We start from the raw sequence: 16,564 nt of genomic DNA on the forward strand, positions 1-16,564 counted from the left end.
CCTAAACTCAAATCTTAACCAAGTCTAAATACCTCCATTTTGTTAAATATAACTGTACCATGTCAATGAACAAACCCTCTCCAAATCCCTGCCGGATTACTTAAGGAGGCGCAAAAGTAATAGAGTTTTTATCAATTACAAGACAACAATTGAAATTATCTGAACTTTTTCCAAAACGTAGATTAAATAAGCTAGCTGGATCACTCAGAGTCTAAAACTTTAAACAAAATGAAGAGCTAATTGCGCAACTCCCTTAAGCACAACTTTTTTAAAAAAAATCATATCAAATAACTGAACAATGAAATGTTTCGCTCAAACAAATAATGACCGATTAATATTTAGTTCAATTTTAGAGTGATAAATTAGCATTAGAAACAGATAACATCATCAGTGTATGCGGTTATACTTAAATATCTGAATTTCAACCATATACACATAGTTTATCAGATCAGAAGTTGGGCAGGTTTTCACAAACACATGACCTTATACTTTCCAGCTTTTTACTATCCCTATGAGCAAAAGATTGAATATAAACAAGACATTGCACATCAAAAATCGATAGCTTCAACTATTGTTAGCGGATGGCAATGCACCGACCAAATAATCGAAAACTGTTAACAAATATTAATGCTTACTAAAAGAATATGGGTAAGTTGACAAAGTAGGGATATGTAGTTAGAAAAATAATGGCGAGCCTAACCTTTGAATAAACGGGGCATCAGTCATGCAAATTTATTAACTGAAGGTGAGGGATTTTCTCCCATTCCCCGTATTGGACATAGTGGTGAGAAGTCTCCGGAAGTGGCTTGACAATACTTCAAGTGAAATGAAGTATAGAAGTCACTCAGGTTGTCCTATTTTTTGCCTGATAAATCCAACCAAAACTTCCAGTCCTTTATCAAAATTCTCATTATTAGGAATGATCAAATCTGCATCATTCCTAAATGGTACTATGTATTTTCTAAATGTAGGCATCACGTGCTTTTCAAAACGATAGAGCACATCATCCATATCATAGCCTCTTTCCTTTCCGTCGCGAATTATCCTCCTTTTAAGGTTTAGAAAATCTTCCGCATCAATAAAAATCTTTAAATCCAACAAACTGGCCACCTGTTGAAGATAAAAGACGAATATCCCTTCAATTACGATTACAGGAGCAGGTTTAAACTCCAAATCCTTCGCAACAACATTGGGATTATTATAGGTGTACTCCTTTCTACGTACAATCTGTCCTTTTTTTAAAAGACTCACATCCCGGGCAAACTCCTCCTGATTTATAGAATTGGGTGTGTCAAAGTTTTTAACACCCTGACTGTCTATTGGCTGATCCTCTCTGGAAATATAGTAATTGTCCTGAGAAAGAATACACAATTGATCCTTTGAAAAAAAAGCCTTCAATTCAGAAATAAATGATGTTTTACCTGATCCACTACCTCCTGTAATACCTATCAGATATGGTTTATTGATTTCAGACATATATCAATGATAACCAAGATTAATGACATTTGGAAGCATCAGGTATGTACCTCCAAATATTCAACAAGTTTTTTAATAGCAATACCTCTGTGGGAAATGGCATTTTTCTCTTGCATAGACATTTCTGCAAATGTGCAATTATAGCCATCAGGAACAAAAACAGGATCATAACCAAAGCCATCATCACCAGATAACGACTCGGCAATCGTTCCTTCAACCACTCCTTCGAAAGTCTTGACTTTACCTCCAATTATTAGACATATCACCGTTCTAAATTGAGCTTTTCGATTGGATTTACCTTGCAGGTTTTGAAGCAATAAATCTATATTTTCCTGATTGTTCTTTGCTTCTCCTGCATATCTGGCAGAAAATACACCAGGGGCACCATTCAATGACTCAACCTCCAGGCCAGTATCATCTGCGAAACAATTGACACCAAATTTACTGCTAACAAAATTTGCTTTTATAAATGCATTTTCATCAAGAGTCAGACCATCTTCAGGTATCTCAGTAGCCTGCCCGATATCATTCAACCCTACGATCTCAAATCCACCCAAAAGAGATTTCACTTCACGAAGCTTGTTTTCGTTGTGAGTGGCAAAACAAATCTTCATAGAAAAAGATATAATTAAGGTCTAAAAGTGACCAACTTAAACTCGAATATTAGTACTGTATTTGGTGGGATATTGTCTTCATACTGATCATAGAACTGATCACCTCTAACACCATAAGCCACTGCAGAAGGCATGAAGAGTAAGGCTTTACTTCCTTTAGAAAAAATACGCACATCATTATCATCCGTCATAGACAATATTTTATTGAGTCCGTTTCTAAACTGAGCCAAAAATGAGGAACTGATCCCACTGCCATCTTTCGTAAAATTAAACCTCAATGGAGTATAAATTCGTCCGGCAACATCAATACCAGCATCTATAGCTACATCTTCAATTGTGGTATCGAAAACTTTATTGTTTAGAAACATTCCGGTATATTCCACGGACACTATATCATTGTAATCAGGAGTTTCGCCATTTCCCTCTTTTGTCAGAGCATATCTAATCCCTGTATCCTCAGTAATTACATTTTCAATACCATATTCTGTAATGTACCATTCGATAGAGTCATTGTCTATTCCGCTTTGGCGTAAAGAATCTGCGGTAATTTGAGCCGGATCGTCCAAATCACGATCACTGCCCGAACAGGCAATAAATATCGACAGTGATACAATACTTGCCACAAAAACCAAATCCTTCATCTTTCTACAGAATAATCTCATATTCAATCTCTTAATTAATACTTACCAATTCTATATCAAAAATCAAAACTATATTTGAATCAATGTCCTGATACCCCACTTTACCATAACCAATACCTGAGGGGAGCATAAATGTACCCTTCGCTCCCTCGTTGAGCAAAGATACAGCTTCTTCCCATCCATCTATCAAGCTTATTTCTCCTATGGTGTAATCAAATGTTCCTGATGTGGTTTCGTCAAATACTGTTCCGTCAAGCAAATACCCTTTGTACTTTAAAGATATGGCGTCCCCATCTTTTGCATTATCTCCTGTTCCTTGCTCAGTAATTATGTAGTTCAAACCTGAAGAAGTTTCCACCACATCAGTCAGTGATTTGGTATCAATGTATTCATCGATTTTCTCTAAGTCCATCTCCAAAATCTGAGCATCACTCAACACTTCAATTTCAAATACCAATACTTCATTGGCTCCAATAGAACCACTACCTGATCTACCATAGGCCAGGTAGGATGGTATGATTATAGTTCCCTTGGCTTCCTCACTGATTTGCTGAACTCCCAGATCAAACCCGGAAATTACCTGCCCTACGCCAAAAGTATATGTAAATGGTGCACCTCTGTCATACGACGAATCAAAAGTGTTGCCATTCAACAAACTTCCTTTGTAGTGAACCACCACCAATTCTTCTACCTCAGGAAAATTCCCTGTACCTTCTCTGGTAATTATATACCTAAGACCCGAAGTAGTGGTCTGAACATCTTGCAAATTATTAGTTGCAATATATGCTTCGATTTTCTCGTCATCAATAGCAAACTGCTCTTCAACACTTAAACCTGAATCACCTCCGCATGACCATAACACCACTGCCATAGTCATATAACCTACTCTTTTAAATACCGATTGAAATTTCATTCTTTTATTTAAATTGATTCAGAACCCTAACAACTGACTATTTAATCTCCAGTAGTTCTACTTCAAATTTCAATATTGAATTTGCTTTTATTTCGGCACTTCTTGCCTGGCTCCCATAAGCTAATGAACTTGGAATGTACAAAGTTGCCTTAGTGCCTTTGTTTAGCAAAGCAAAACCTTCGTCCCATCCTCTAATAACACCACCCTGCCCTAAAACAAAATTAAAAGGTTGGTTTCTGTCATAAGAGGAATCAAACTTAGTTCCATCTAACAATGTACCATGATAGTGAACCTCAATATTTTGACCTGCCACAGCATTTGGCCCTGTTCCTTGTTCGGTAATCACATACCTCAAACCAGACTCTGTAGTGATCGCTTCTATGCCTTTTTCGTCCAAATGCTTGTCAATAATCTCTCCATCAATTTTGATCTGACCTTCGGCAGCAGCTATAATCTCAGCATCCAGTTCTTCTCTATTTCTGATTTTTTCCAGTCCTACATAAAATTTGATTTTACTGTCTTTATCCAAACCTTCAGGCATAGGGGCTCTGAATGTTTTTTCAAATAAATCAGCAGCAGGAACACTAAATAATATACTGTCTCCTTCTGAGCACAATGTAAATGCTTCATATATTATACCTGAACTTTTCCATTGCTCTTCATTGTAAGAGATAGGAACAGCTCCTCCTCTTTCACTGGTATCAAACAATACGCTATCAGATTCAGTTGTATATTTCATATTGAAAAACAAAAAATCGCTTTCGTTTTTCGTTCTTCCTTCAGTTTTGTTTACAAATTCAACTTCAACTCCCGATGCAGTGGTTGCTGTTTCTTTTTTTGGTTCGCATGACTCTATTAGCAAAACAGCTAATACCAAACTCATCATCTTAATTTTCATGTTTTTAATTCTTTAGAATGTTTTGTTAATAATTTTTTAAATTTTTCTACTGTTGCTTCAAGGCTTTCGCAGGACACACCACCAGCTGCATTTTTATGTCCACCACCATTGAAATGCTCACTGGCAAATTTCTTCACAGAAAAATCACCTATAGATCGAAATGACATCTTTATCTTCCCATCACTTTCTCTCATAAAGGCAGCCATATTTATTCCTTTGATCGACAATCCATAGTTCACCAAGCCTTCCGTGTCACCAGTTTGATAGTTGAACCTGTCCTGATCTTCCTTACTTATAGCAAAAAAGGCCGTATTGTATTCTTCTATCACCTCAAGCCTTTCAGACAAAGCAAAACCCATTAGTTTCAACCTTTGTAGTGAATAGTTGTCATATATAAGATTGGCAACCTTGGATACATCCGCACCTAATTCTATCAAATCGGCCACTATATGATGAACTTTCGGAGTGGTAGAGGGATGCCTGAAATTACCTGTATCTGTCATCAGTCCGGCGTACAATGCGTCTGCTATGCCTATTGTAATCTTTTCCTTTTCTTCCAGCATTTCGATCAGGTCATAAACCAGTTCTGCTGTTGCTGCTGCTTCTGTTGACCAAAGTACATAGTCAGCAAAATCTTCGGGTTCCAGGTGATGATCAATCAAAACCTTTTGTGCTTCCGACTTTCTAACCAATTCTCCCAAATCTTCTATCCTGTCCAGACTAGAAAAATCAAGACAGAAAATAATGTCAGCATTTTCTACCAAATAGGCCGACTTGTTTTCATTTCCTTCATTATAAACCAATACATCCTTATTTCCATCCATCCAATGAAGAAATTCAGGATAGTCGGTAGGTGTAATTACGGTGACCTGATGGCCTGATTTTTGAAGAAAGCCAGCCAATCCCAATGAAGAACCCAGTGCATCAGCATCAGGTTTTACGTGAGTAGTAATTACTACCCGCTTCGGGAGGTTTATTAAATCTTTAAACGCTGCGAGGTTTTGCATCAATTTTGTAAAAAGCAGGTGCAAAAGTGTGTATAATATATATCAAAACAAAACGATGCATGGAGGATAATAATAGCAGTTTCTTTCATATCCTAAATGATTACATTTAGCTTTGCCCGATTTTAAATTTTAAGACCGAAAATTCAGATGACAGGAAACAAAACATTCACAATGATCAAACCTGATGCTTTTGCTGCAGGAAACTCAGGAGCTATTATCAAAATGATAGAAGAAGCAGGTTTTTCTATCAAAGCGATGAAGTTAGTCAAACTTTCAGCAGAAAAAGCCGGGGGGTTTTATGCCGTTCATAAAGAACGTCCTTTTTACAATGACTTGTGCAAATACATGTCTTCAGGTGCCATCATTGCCATTATACTTGAAAAAGAAAATGCGGTAGCTGATTTTAGGAAATTAATAGGAGCTACGAATCCTGCAGAAGCGGCGGAAGGAACGATCAGAAAATTGTTTGCCAAATCTATAGAAGCCAATGCTGTTCACGGCTCTGATTCTGATGAAAATGCAGCTATAGAAGGTTCGTTTTTCTTTTCTGAGCTTGAGAAATTCTAAAGGTAGTCACCCTTCAAAAGAAATACTAGCCCTGATTCGTCAGGGTTTTTTATGTTTATTTTTAAAAAACACCTTTTTGATCCATTTGGGTAAAACTATCGCTCCCAAAAGTAAATAAGGATAATAGGTTAACAGACGCCAGAAGATGGCCGATATAAAAGTATAAGACCCCAGATATTGTTCAAAAAATGGGATGAAAAAATACTCTGCAGTGCCACTACTGCCCGGAGTAGGCGATATAAGCATTACTATCCACATAATCACTTGTCTTGAGAAAATTACCATGTGTTCTCCAAAAGAGACATCAGCAAAAGAAGATACAATGGAATTAAGGGTAATGTATCTCATACACCAAATAAAAATAGTGATGGAAGCTATCATCAACCAATATTTCGCATGTTTTCCCCTAAGTTCAGATGATGCCATGATGATCTGATCTCCATACATACTTGCCTGATGCCGCCATTTATCGAGCCAACCCCAGGAAGTTACCTTCAATAGAATCCATTTAAATGATCTCGGCTTGGCAAACAAACCATACGACATAATCAAGGTGTATATCGCAATTAAGCCGTAACTGATAAAAAAGAAGTATGGCAAACTATTCCCAATCTGAAGATTGGCTGCTTCTACATCCGGAAATACCTGACCCTGGGCAAGTAACATAACACCAGGTGCCGCCAGAACAAAAAACAGGTTGTCCAATATGGCAGTAACCATGACAAATGCCAATGATTTTCCAAAATTTAGCCCTTCCATAGTGAGAATAAAAACAGCTACTGCTGTGCCTCCTACCACCGATGGAGTAACCGCTGAAGCAAATTCCCAGAGTACTATGATAACAATACACCGCATCCATGATATTTCATTGTCGGTAATGAGTCTCAACCTATATGCATACCCCGCATGCCTGAGAATGAGGGTTAGCAAAGAAAAAAAAACGCCCTCTTTGTTTGCATCGAAAATTAAGTGCAAATTGTCTGAAGTGACGTTAGGGTCGTTGTAAAAGAGAAAGAAAACTATACCAATGCCAAGAATAACAGGAATCCAAACATTCCTCGGGTTTAAAACTTTGAATACCTTTTTAGCACTAATATCCATTAATCTACTGCTACTCCTTCTAACTTTTCGATCCAAAAGTTGTTGAACCCTTCACCTAAATGGATAGTAATCATACCCAATTGAAGTAGTTCAAGAATGGCTAAAAAATTGTACACGACTGCAATCTTTTCGGGCTTGGTTTTAATGACATCCTCGAAAGAAAGTTTGTCACCTGTACTTAATATATTGAGAATAAAAACCTTTTGATCTGATATAGTATAAGGATATTGAACCACATGATGAACAGGCTTGTTCTTCTCATACTCATACCTGTCCAAAACCCGTTGATAAACCTTCAGCAACTTATACAGGTCAAGATCCTGCAATTCCGCCTCCACATTGGATGATTCAGAAAGTTGTTTTATTTCTTTAACCAGATTGCCTCTTTTTTCTCTGTCGAGTCTGTCAGACTCCAACTGGGACAATTCTGCAATAACTGATTTATACTTTTTGTATTCCAATAAGTGCTTCACTAATTCTTCCCTTGGATCAATCTCTTCTCCCAATTCATTGATTACCGGCCGTGGCAAGAGCATTTTTGCTTTTATTCTCATAAGCGTAGCAGCTACCAATATAAATTCACTGGCCACTTCCACGTTCATTCGCTCCAACTGATGAATATACCCTAAAAAATCTTCCGTAATTTTCGAAATTGGAATATCATGAATATCCAACTCATCCCTTTGAATAAAGAAAAGCAACAGGTCAAAGGGACCTTCAAAAAGAGGTAATTTTACTTCAAAGCTCAACTTGGAGTTAATTTATGTTTTGAATCAACCAAAGGTAAGTTGAATTGATGAAATTATCTGAAAAAAGAAAAATTTATGAAATGTAACGGTTCTGTTAGAACAATGACCCATAGATCATAGAAATTACTCAACCTGAGATTTTCCCTTTTTCAACGTAATTATCAACATAATTACTCCAATAGCAATCATCGGAATACTCAGCATCTGCCCCATATTGAGAGCCAAAGAATCCTCAAAAGCTTCCTGATTTTCCTTGAACATTTCATCGACAAATCGTGCAGACCAAAGGACGATCATCATAACGCTGAAAATAAACCCATCAGCAAACCTATGACGATGATGATACCATATATGAAGCAGGAAAAGAAAAATGAATAAACAATACACAGATTCATACAGTTGAGCAGGATGCCTTGGAATACCCAGCGCATATATGTCCGCATACTGAATACCTCTTTCTTTATACAACTTATAGTTAAGGGGTTGATTTGCATCCTGATAAAAATGTTCACTTAGAGCAGGATACCTCATGAAAGCAGATTTAATGTTCATGCCAATAAACGAAGCGGCTTCTTGCTCAGTGAGATCTGTTCCTTTTTCAAATTTCAATTGGATTGTAACAGAAACATGCCCCGGAATGTCACTTTTTGCCTCTCCCCCTTTCGAAAAGTTGACCTCTTCAATTCCTCTTTTAGCATCCAAAAACAATTCTTCAGCATTTCGGGCGAATACTATCCCATAATCTGAACCGGTAGGTAACCCAATAATTTCAGAATTCATGAAATTACCAAAACGGATAAATAATCCTACCAGGCAAACGACCAAACCAACTTTGTCAAGCACCCATATATAGCTTTGATCTGCTTTTTTTCTGCTGTATAAATACAAGGCAACCAATATCCCTATAGCTCCACCGTGACTGGCCAGCCCACCTTCCCATATTTTAAGAATTTCCAAAGGGTTAGCCAGGTAATGAGAAGGGTTATAAAATAAGCAGTGTCCCAAACGAGCACCTACTATCACCGCCACCACCATGTACATAGTGAGTTGATCAACGTCTTTTACATTTTTTCCTTCGGCTCTAAAAAACCACAACATAAACTGCTGACTGACGATAAAACCCAAGGCAAACAACAAACCATACCATACTATTGGATGCTCATTGCCTCCGGGTAGGGGGATTCTAAATATGGTGGGGTCTGCACTCCAAATGATAAAGTTTAGCATTGTCATATTTCTTTATTTTTTTAAAACCTCCAACTATTCAATCAGATCTGGTTAGAGTTTTAATCACAATTTTCTCCAAAAATAAGGAGTTAGGAGCATTAATACTGTAAATAATTCAAGTCTTCCTAAAAGCATTAAAAAAGCCAAAAACCACTTCCCAAACATTGGTAAATGGGCAAAATTATCCACGGGCCCTACACTTCCTATACCCGGGCCAACATTGCCCAAAGAAGTAGCTACTGATCCCATAGCCGTTTCCAAATCCACACCTAATGATGCCATAACGATCGATCCAATGGAAAAAATAGATATGTAGATCATGATGAATGCCAAGATATTGAAAGTAATATCTCTGGGTACTGCTATTCTATTGAATCTCACAGGTATGATAGCTGAAGGGTGCAACTGTCTTTTCAACTCAAGAATACTGTTTTTCAATAAAATGACATGACGTACAATTTTCACTCCTCCGGATGTTGATCCTGCTGACGCACCAATAAACAACATAATGAAAAACAAAATGGTAATAAAAGACGACCACTGTGTATAATCTGCCGAAACAAACCCAGTGGTAGTCACCACAGATACCACCTGAAACAACCCATCTCTAAATGATTGCTCAAATCCTGTATCAGAGGTCAGGCTTATGGCAAAGGTAGTAATGGCAGTAAGTAACACGCATGTGCCAAGATAAAACCTAAACTCTTCATTTCTTATTACTTTTTTGAACTGCCCATGCAGACCAAAGTAAGTCATAGTAAAATTAGTTCCCGCCAAAAACATAAATAACACCATCACATACTGTATGAATGGGGAGAAATGTGCAGCACTGGCATTTTTAGTAGAAAAACCACCAGTTGCCATAGTTGTCAACCCATGATTGAGTGCATCAAAAAAAGTCATGCCTCCAACCCAGAGCAATACTGTTTCCATACCTGTAAGCATCACATAGATCAACCACAAACGCTTAGCTGTCTCCTTTATTCTGGGTTGCAATTTGTCCGGTGAAATTCCGGGAGATTCTGCTACGAACAACTGCATGCCTCCAATGCCCAGAATAGGAAGAATTGCCACAGCCAACACTATAATTCCCATACCTCCTATCCATTGCGTAAGACTTCTCCAAAAAAGAATGCCTTTATGTACACTTTCTATATCCGTTAAGATACTAGCCCCGGTGGTAGTATAGCCCGAGATGGTTTCAAAAAATGCATCGGTAAAATTTGGAATGGCTCCACTTAAAATATATGGCAGTGCACCAAAACAAGACATGGATACCCAACCTAATGTCACAATAAGATAACCGTCTTTCTTCTTTAGTTCCTTATTGCTCAAATCCTTGGTTACAAACCACAAAATAGCTCCAACACAAATAGTTATCAGGCCTGACCAGTTTATGGCAATCAAATCCCCTTCACCAAAGTACATGCTAAAAGGAATGCATAGTAACATAAAGACACCATTGAGCATCAGCAATAGCCCTATGATATTTATAATTACCTGATAGTTAAATCTCATTTGAAAAATCCTTCAACCGTTCGAATGCATTCTGGTTTAGACAATACAACGACCCTGTCTTTTTCTTTAAATCTAAAGTTACCTCTTACTGTAATCCCCTGATTGTTTCTTATCACCCCACCAATAATGGCAGATTTAGGAAAATTGAGATCTTTTATTTCTACATCAAGAATCTTAGAATTAGGTTTTACTTCAAATTCCACCAATTCTCCATCTACACCATGAATACTGATAAGATTAAGCACCTCTCCCTTTCTGATATGCCTGAAAATAAAGCTCGCAGCAATTAGCTTCTTGTTGATCATTGTATCCACGCCTATATTCTGAGACAGGTGGATATAATCTATATTTTCTACCAGTGCAATGGTCTTTTTGACATTATGATTTTTTGCTACAAGAGAAGTAATAATGTTCGTTTCGGAGTTTCCGGTTACAGCAATAAAAGCATCCATATCCCCTATTCCTTCTTCCTGAAGGAGTTCAACATCACGTCCATCACCATTAATGATAAGTGTATCCTGAAGTTGATCAGCAAGTTCAAAACACTTGTCTTTATCCTGTTCAATCAGTTTAATCTTATACTTGCTGCTCAACTGCATGGCAGTTTGGATGCCAATTTTGCTACCACCCAGGATCATCAGATTCTTAACGGGTGTTCTTGTTTTACCAGAAAGATTCATCACCCGTTCCAAACCATCCGGTTGGGTGATAAAATATGCATGATCGTTCAACATGAATTTATTAGTTCCATGCGGAATAATAGTTTCATTGCCCCTCAATATAGCTACAGTGTTGAAATTACGATCTGGGTTTAAATACGCAGTATCTGCAAGCGATTGATTGAGCAATTCTGAATCTTCATCAATCGTAACTCCTACCAAAGAAAGTATTCCCTTTTCGAATTCAAACGTATCAGTCAGGGCTGTTTCCTTAAGTAGTTTTTTAATCTCCTTTGCCGCAAGGGACTCTGGAGAAATTACTTCGTCTATCCCTATAGACTTTAGATTCAATATATCCTTTTTGTGCAAAAATTCGGTATTTGATATCCTTGCGATGGTTTTTTTTGCTCCCAGATTCTTTCCAATGATTGCTGTGGAAATATTTGTGCTTTCAGATTCCGTAACAGCAATAAGCAAATCGGCCTTTGATATCTTTGCATCCTCCAGTATTTTGTAGGAGGTAGAACTCCCCTTGATAGTGTTTACATCAAGATGATTGGAGATGTATTGGAGTTTTGAGCTATCAAGATCAATGATATTGATATCGTGCTCTTCAATAGCCAGTAGTTTTGCCAAATGGAATCCAACATCTCCTGCACCGGCAATTATAATTCTCATGTAGTAGCTGCTATGAAATAAGAGTGCAAATATAAAAAACTCTATTCCGGTAAAACTAATAAGCGAACATATAAATCAGGTTTAACTAAGATTCAATAGAAATTAAGGAGATTTACTGCTTTTCTTCCATTTGATTTTTTGCCGGAATTGTTTTAAAGTCTCTGTTTCTTCAAAGGGTAAATAGCAATCAACCCCAGAATAGGTCCCGGAAGTAAAACCAGTATAACATTACTAATATCGAAATAACCAATGAGATAATTTAAAGTGTAAATACTTGCAATCGAAACTGTATAGCCAATACAGTTCATTAAAATAAGGCCTGACCCAATCTGACTTTTGGGAGTTGTTATAGCTGCCAACGCAGAAAATTGTGGAGAATCACCTACTACCACCCATCCCCAAACCAGCATGTAGGTAAAAAACACAGGCAAAGGAAATTGGATGAAAACAGGAAATAGAATGATACACAATCCTGAACCCAATAAATTGACCCATGCTACGAAAGCACTGCCCCACTTTTCTGACAATATCCCTCCAACTGAAGACCCTATGGCTCCACTACCAATAATTAGAAAAGTCCATAAAGATATATTGTCAACAGTACCTCGATGATGCGCCAAAAGAGTAGGAATAAATGCCCAAAAAGTATAAAGTTCCCATTGATGTCCAAAATAACCGAAAGAAGCAGACCTGTATCCACTGGATTTAAACAATGTACCAATACCACCCGGATTAAACTTTGCCATAGGCTGACGATATGGTCCGTCTTTGATAAAAAACAACACCAAAAAACCTCCTGCGCACACCAAAATGGATACAACTCCCAACACCACAGACCATTCCAACTGACTGCCAAGTGCTCTGATTAAACTGGGAAATGCTGTACCCAATACCAATGCTCCTACCAAATATCCAATAGCCTTACCCAACTCGTCTTTGTACCAGTCGGCAGCTATCTTCATGCCAATGGGATAAATACCTGCCAGCATAACACCCGTCAAAAATCTGGTAATCACAACAGATAACAACTCCTTTGGAAGGAAATAAATAGAAGCATTAAAAACAGCTCCTACAATAGAGCAAACAAAAAAAACCTTGGACGGGCTAAACCGGTCAGCTACTGCCGTAAATGCAAAAACCAAAGTACCAATGATAAACCCTGCCTGCACGGCGGAGGTCACACTACCAAGATCACCAGGTTTTAACCCCATCTCTATGATCAAATCAGGCATTATTGCATTTCCTGCAAACCATAGAGAAGTGCCTGCAAACTGGGAAAAAATAATTAAAAAAAGTATTCGCTTGGATTTCAACAGAATAAAATTAACTCCTTTTTAGAAAGGTAAAGGACAGATTTAATTGGTCTCAATGACAATAATATTAAAGTAATCTTCCTCCTCAAAAGAAACACGTAGTTCTTCCCATAAAGAAAGTTGATCGGCATTATTTTTTTATACAAATTACAAAATTGTATTAGGAAAAACCAGGACTTTTAATTCTGTCCTGACCACCAATTCATCACTATGGACATAATTATTGTACTACTTGGAATATTGACACTCTTACTTCTCATCCTTGTGTTGCGATTAAATGCTTTTATTGCTTTTGTCATCATATCCCTTTTGGTTGGATTGGCAGAAGGAATGCCATTGGAAAAAGTAGCTTCATCTATCCAAACCGGTATGGGAAGCACTTTGGGCTTTTTAGTAGTCATACTGGGTTTTGGAGCTATGCTGGGGAAACTGGTAGCAGAAAGTGGTGCTGCACAACGTATCACCACCCAACTCACCGCTACTTTTGGAGTAAAAAACATCCAATGGGCACTGGTTCTTACCGGATTCATTGTAGGCATTCCAATGTTTTATTCTGTTGGGTTTATTATTCTTGTTCCGTTGGTATTTACCATAGCAAATACTACCAGGCTACCATTACTCTATGTGGGATTACCTATGTTAGCGGCATTGTCCGTTACACATGGATACCTGCCTCCACATCCGGCTCCAACCGCAATAGCCATCATGTTCCATGCAGATATTGGCAAAACCCTGATTTATGGAATTATGGTAGCCATACCAGCCATAGTAGTTGCCGGGTCGTTGTTTTCACGTACTTTAACCAAACTGAATCCCAAACCTTCAGAGAAGTTCTTCAAAGCCAATCCCACCCAAGACAATTTACCTTCGATGTTTACCAGTGTTTTCACAGCCCTTTTTCCGGTCTTGCTGATAGGTAGCTCCGCCATCCTGCAATTTCTCCTCGAAGATGGCTCGCCCCTAAAAAATACAGTAACCCAATTAGGTAATCCTTTGTTGGCCATGCTTCTTGCCGTACTGTTGGCAATAGTAACTCTGGGCATCAGAAGGGGAAGGAAAATGGATGATATTATGAACTCACTGGTAGAATCCGTTTCAGGAATTACCATGATTCTGTTGATCATAGCCGGAGCTGGAGCATTAAAACAGGTATTGACAGATAGTGGTGTCAGCGAATATGTAGCTTCCTCTCTCCAGCACACAAACATTCATCCACTTGTACTGGCTTGGCTTATTGCTGCCATCATCCGAGTTTGTGTGGGGTCAGCTACTGTAGCAGGGCTTACTGCTTCAGGGATCATGTTGCCCTTTCTTTCTATGTCTAATGTTAGTCCCGAGCTAATGGTACTTGCTATCGGTTCTGGCAGCCTCATGTTTTCTCATGTCAATGATGGCGGTTTTTGGATGTTCAAAGAATACTTTAACCTCACCATCAAAGAGACTCTTTCCTCCTGGACAATTATGGAGACAATCGTTTCAGTAATGGGATTACTGGGAGTTCTTTGTATCAATTATTTACTTTTTTCATAAAACACATATACTTCAACAAGTAAAAATTTATTTTTATAAAATGACACAAAATATTGAAGAAAGCATACTCAGGTTAGGTCTTGAGTTGCCGCCTGCACCACCGCCAGGTGGAGTCTATCGACCTATTACCATTGTAAACAATATGTTGTACGTTTCTGGTCATGGCCCCTGCCTTCCAGATACCTCGCTTATTAAAGGAGTGGTAGGGAAAGACCTTACAATAGAAGAAGGCAAAAATGCAGCCCGTCAAGTCGGATTGACAATGCTGGCTACTTTGAAAGACAACTTACCTGACATCAATAAAGTGAAAAGAGTAATTAAAGTATTGGGAATGGTCAATAGCGCACCTGATTTTCACCAGCATCCAATGGTCATCAACGGCTTTAGTGAACTAATGGCAGAAGTATTTGGTGAAGAAAATGGCCTGGGTGCAAGAAGTGCAGTTGGCATGATTTTACCAGGCAACATAGCTGTAGAGGTTGAAGCCATTTTCGAGTTACATTCTTAACAACTACTCATTTTTCAACTACAAGAATACCCCCTTTAAAAAAACTTTAAACATGGATCATTGGTACGAAATAAAAAATATTGATGAGATCCTCTCCCCAAGCCTGTTGATTTACCCAGACAGGGTCAGACACAACATTGAAAAAATGATTGAAATGGCGGGAGGAGTAGAAAGGTTGCGTCCACATGTGAAAACTCATAAACTACCTCAACTAATATCCATGCAGGTAGATTATGGCATTAAAAAATTCAAATGTGCGACAATCGCTGAAGCAGAAATGGTGGCTCAAAACGGTGGAGAAGATATTCTCATAGCCCACCAATTGGTCGGCCCAAATATCAAGCGATTAGTTGCTCTTATCAGGCAATTTCCCAAAGTGCTGTTTTCTGCTATTGTGGACAATGAAAAATCAGCCGGTTTACTGTCAAAACAAGCTCAGGAAGATCATGTAAACATTCCTGTTTTCGTCGATATAAATAGTGGAATGAACCGCTCTGGCATATCACCGGGGGATAAAGCACTTTCCTTATATAAATTAATAAATGAGTTACCGAACATAAGCAACGGCGGTCTCCATGTTTATGATGGACACATTCGTGAAATCAGTTTTGACGACAGAAAAACGAAATGTGAAAAAGAATTTGGGGTAGTTCAGAATTTGATCAAAACCATCGAAGCTGAAAATCTGGAAATACCATCGGTCATAGCTTGTGGCAGCCCTACTTTTCCGGTTCATGCACAGCATAACGATCGGGATTTAAGTCCGGGCACTACCATCTTCTGGGATTATGGCTACAGTTCAAAGTTTAAAGATATGGATTTTTTACATGCTGCTGTGTTGCTTACACGTGTGGTCAGCAAACTTGAAAACAATCAGGCCTGTCTGGATTTGGGACATAAATCCATAGCTTCAGAGATGCCACACCCAAGGGCAAAAATCATGGGAATAGACGACTTTGAAATGATCACTCATAGTGAAGAGCATTTGGTCATAAAAAATAAGGATAAAACTTACGAAGTAGAACAAGCATTTTATGCGATTCCAGTTCATATCTGCCCTACAGTTGCCCTGCACCACGAAGTATATGTCGTAGAAAACAATGAAGTGGTGGACAAATGGGAAGTTGTGGCTAGAAAGAGAATGCTTAGTATTTGAAATTAAATT

The 16,564-nt window shown here is 38.2% G+C and carries 16 protein-coding genes; 4 read left to right on the top strand and 12 right to left on the bottom strand.

What is annotated here, in order from left to right; translation table 11 throughout:
- Positions 1-840: 840 nt before the first annotated feature.
- Genes AAOP42_RS10165 through AAOP42_RS10190 form a run of 6 tightly spaced genes read right to left on the bottom strand, consistent with a single transcriptional unit; the run spans position 841 to position 5,549 of the window.
- Entirely contained in the window at positions 841-1,476 is a 636-nt protein-coding gene (locus AAOP42_RS10165) for a uridine kinase family protein (RefSeq protein WP_349528394.1), read from the bottom strand.
- A gap of 38 nt (positions 1,477-1,514) precedes the next feature.
- On the bottom strand, positions 1,515-2,090 hold the full coding sequence (locus AAOP42_RS10170; RefSeq protein ID WP_349528395.1) for a non-canonical purine NTP diphosphatase: 576 nt from the start codon (positions 2,088-2,090) through the stop codon (positions 1,515-1,517).
- Between the two features lie 14 nt (positions 2,091-2,104).
- Complete coding sequence (locus tag AAOP42_RS10175) at positions 2,105-2,752, bottom strand: FKBP-type peptidyl-prolyl cis-trans isomerase (protein WP_349528396.1); 648 nt, start codon at positions 2,750-2,752, stop codon at positions 2,105-2,107.
- Positions 2,753-2,762: 10 nt separating this feature from the next.
- Positions 2,763-3,644 carry an FKBP-type peptidyl-prolyl cis-trans isomerase gene (locus AAOP42_RS10180; RefSeq protein ID WP_349528397.1) on the bottom strand — a complete coding sequence of 294 codons (882 nt, stop codon included), beginning with the start codon at positions 3,642-3,644 and terminating at the stop codon, positions 2,763-2,765.
- A 37-nt stretch (positions 3,645-3,681) separates the two neighbouring features.
- On the bottom strand, positions 3,682-4,542 hold the full coding sequence (locus tag AAOP42_RS10185; RefSeq protein ID WP_349528398.1) for an FKBP-type peptidyl-prolyl cis-trans isomerase: 861 nt from the start codon (positions 4,540-4,542) through the stop codon (positions 3,682-3,684).
- Positions 4,539-5,549, bottom strand: a complete 1,011-nt coding sequence (locus AAOP42_RS10190) for a DHH family phosphoesterase (protein WP_349528399.1) — start codon at positions 5,547-5,549, stop codon at positions 4,539-4,541. Before AAOP42_RS10190 ends, AAOP42_RS10185 begins: the two co-directional genes overlap by 4 nt.
- 147 nt (positions 5,550-5,696) lie before the next feature.
- Here AAOP42_RS10190 and AAOP42_RS10195 point away from each other — a divergent pair, with 147 nt between their 5' ends.
- Positions 5,697-6,116, top strand: coding sequence for a nucleoside-diphosphate kinase (locus tag AAOP42_RS10195; protein ID WP_349528400.1), 420 nt, complete (start codon positions 5,697-5,699; stop codon positions 6,114-6,116).
- Between the two features lie 39 nt (positions 6,117-6,155).
- Here the strand turns inward: AAOP42_RS10195 and AAOP42_RS10200 are convergent, their stop codons facing one another.
- The 6 genes from AAOP42_RS10200 to AAOP42_RS10225 form a co-directional block, all read right to left on the bottom strand.
- On the bottom strand, positions 6,156-7,253 hold the full coding sequence (locus AAOP42_RS10200; RefSeq protein WP_349528401.1) for a lysylphosphatidylglycerol synthase transmembrane domain-containing protein: 1,098 nt from the start codon (positions 7,251-7,253) through the stop codon (positions 6,156-6,158).
- Positions 7,217-7,966 (bottom strand): segregation and condensation protein A, encoded by a 750-nt coding sequence (locus AAOP42_RS10205; protein ID WP_349528402.1) that lies wholly within the window; start codon positions 7,964-7,966, stop codon positions 7,217-7,219. Before AAOP42_RS10205 ends, AAOP42_RS10200 begins: the two co-directional genes overlap by 37 nt.
- Positions 7,967-8,089: 123 nt before the next feature.
- Positions 8,090-9,199: a prolipoprotein diacylglyceryl transferase gene (locus tag AAOP42_RS10210; RefSeq protein ID WP_349528403.1), complete on the bottom strand. Its 1,110-nt coding sequence runs from the start codon at positions 9,197-9,199 to the stop codon at positions 8,090-8,092.
- A 57-nt stretch (positions 9,200-9,256) separates the two neighbouring features.
- Positions 9,257-10,711 (bottom strand): TrkH family potassium uptake protein, encoded by a 1,455-nt coding sequence (locus AAOP42_RS10215; protein ID WP_349528404.1) that lies wholly within the window; start codon positions 10,709-10,711, stop codon positions 9,257-9,259.
- Entirely contained in the window at positions 10,708-12,048 is a 1,341-nt protein-coding gene (gene trkA / locus AAOP42_RS10220; protein WP_349528405.1) for a Trk system potassium transporter TrkA, read from the bottom strand. The genes AAOP42_RS10215 and trkA overlap by 4 nt, the downstream gene beginning before the upstream one ends.
- 152 nt (positions 12,049-12,200) lie before the next feature.
- Complete coding sequence (locus AAOP42_RS10225; protein WP_349528406.1) at positions 12,201-13,361, bottom strand: MFS transporter; 1,161 nt, start codon at positions 13,359-13,361, stop codon at positions 12,201-12,203.
- A gap of 210 nt (positions 13,362-13,571) precedes the next feature.
- Between AAOP42_RS10225 and AAOP42_RS10230 the strand changes: the two genes are divergently transcribed.
- Genes AAOP42_RS10230 through AAOP42_RS10240 form a run of 3 tightly spaced genes read left to right on the top strand, consistent with a single transcriptional unit; the run spans position 13,572 to position 16,555 of the window.
- Positions 13,572-14,891, top strand: coding sequence for a gluconate:H+ symporter (locus AAOP42_RS10230; protein WP_349528407.1), 1,320 nt, complete (start codon positions 13,572-13,574; stop codon positions 14,889-14,891).
- Between the two features lie 40 nt (positions 14,892-14,931).
- Positions 14,932-15,399: a RidA family protein gene (locus tag AAOP42_RS10235; RefSeq protein WP_349528408.1), complete on the top strand. Its 468-nt coding sequence runs from the start codon at positions 14,932-14,934 to the stop codon at positions 15,397-15,399.
- A 52-nt stretch (positions 15,400-15,451) separates the two neighbouring features.
- A complete protein-coding gene (locus AAOP42_RS10240; protein ID WP_349528409.1) occupies positions 15,452-16,555 on the top strand; it encodes a D-TA family PLP-dependent enzyme in 1,104 nt (367 codons plus the stop codon).
- The last annotated feature ends 9 nt before the right edge of the window (positions 16,556-16,564 follow it).

It is taken from the genome of Reichenbachiella sp. MALMAid0571, from assembly GCF_040151475.1.
GTDB lineage: Bacteria > Bacteroidota > Bacteroidia > Cytophagales > Cyclobacteriaceae > CAXBNB01.

What these genes read in the sequence shown, in the direction of transcription:
- AAOP42_RS10165 (WP_349528394.1), bottom strand. Translation starts at nt 1,476, where the DNA reads ATGTCTGAAATCAATAAACCATATCTGATAGGTATTACAGGAGGTAGT.
- AAOP42_RS10170 (WP_349528395.1), bottom strand. Translation starts at nt 2,090, where the DNA reads ATGAAGATTTGTTTTGCCACTCACAACGAAAACAAGCTTCGTGAAGTG.
- AAOP42_RS10175 (WP_349528396.1), bottom strand. Translation starts at nt 2,752, where the DNA reads ATGAGATTATTCTGTAGAAAGATGAAGGATTTGGTTTTTGTGGCAAGT.
- AAOP42_RS10180 (WP_349528397.1), bottom strand. Translation starts at nt 3,644, where the DNA reads ATGAAATTTCAATCGGTATTTAAAAGAGTAGGTTATATGACTATGGCA.
- AAOP42_RS10185 (WP_349528398.1), bottom strand. Translation starts at nt 4,542, where the DNA reads ATGAAAATTAAGATGATGAGTTTGGTATTAGCTGTTTTGCTAATAGAG.
- AAOP42_RS10190 (WP_349528399.1), bottom strand. Translation starts at nt 5,549, where the DNA reads ATGCAAAACCTCGCAGCGTTTAAAGATTTAATAAACCTCCCGAAGCGG.
- AAOP42_RS10195 (WP_349528400.1), top strand. Translation starts at nt 5,697, where the DNA reads ATGACAGGAAACAAAACATTCACAATGATCAAACCTGATGCTTTTGCT.
- AAOP42_RS10210 (WP_349528403.1), bottom strand. Translation starts at nt 9,199, where the DNA reads ATGACAATGCTAAACTTTATCATTTGGAGTGCAGACCCCACCATATTT.
- AAOP42_RS10215 (WP_349528404.1), bottom strand. Translation starts at nt 10,711, where the DNA reads ATGAGATTTAACTATCAGGTAATTATAAATATCATAGGGCTATTGCTG.
- trkA (WP_349528405.1), bottom strand. Translation starts at nt 12,048, where the DNA reads ATGAGAATTATAATTGCCGGTGCAGGAGATGTTGGATTCCATTTGGCA.
- AAOP42_RS10230 (WP_349528407.1), top strand. Translation starts at nt 13,572, where the DNA reads ATGGACATAATTATTGTACTACTTGGAATATTGACACTCTTACTTCTC.
- AAOP42_RS10235 (WP_349528408.1), top strand. Translation starts at nt 14,932, where the DNA reads ATGACACAAAATATTGAAGAAAGCATACTCAGGTTAGGTCTTGAGTTG.
- AAOP42_RS10240 (WP_349528409.1), top strand. Translation starts at nt 15,452, where the DNA reads ATGGATCATTGGTACGAAATAAAAAATATTGATGAGATCCTCTCCCCA.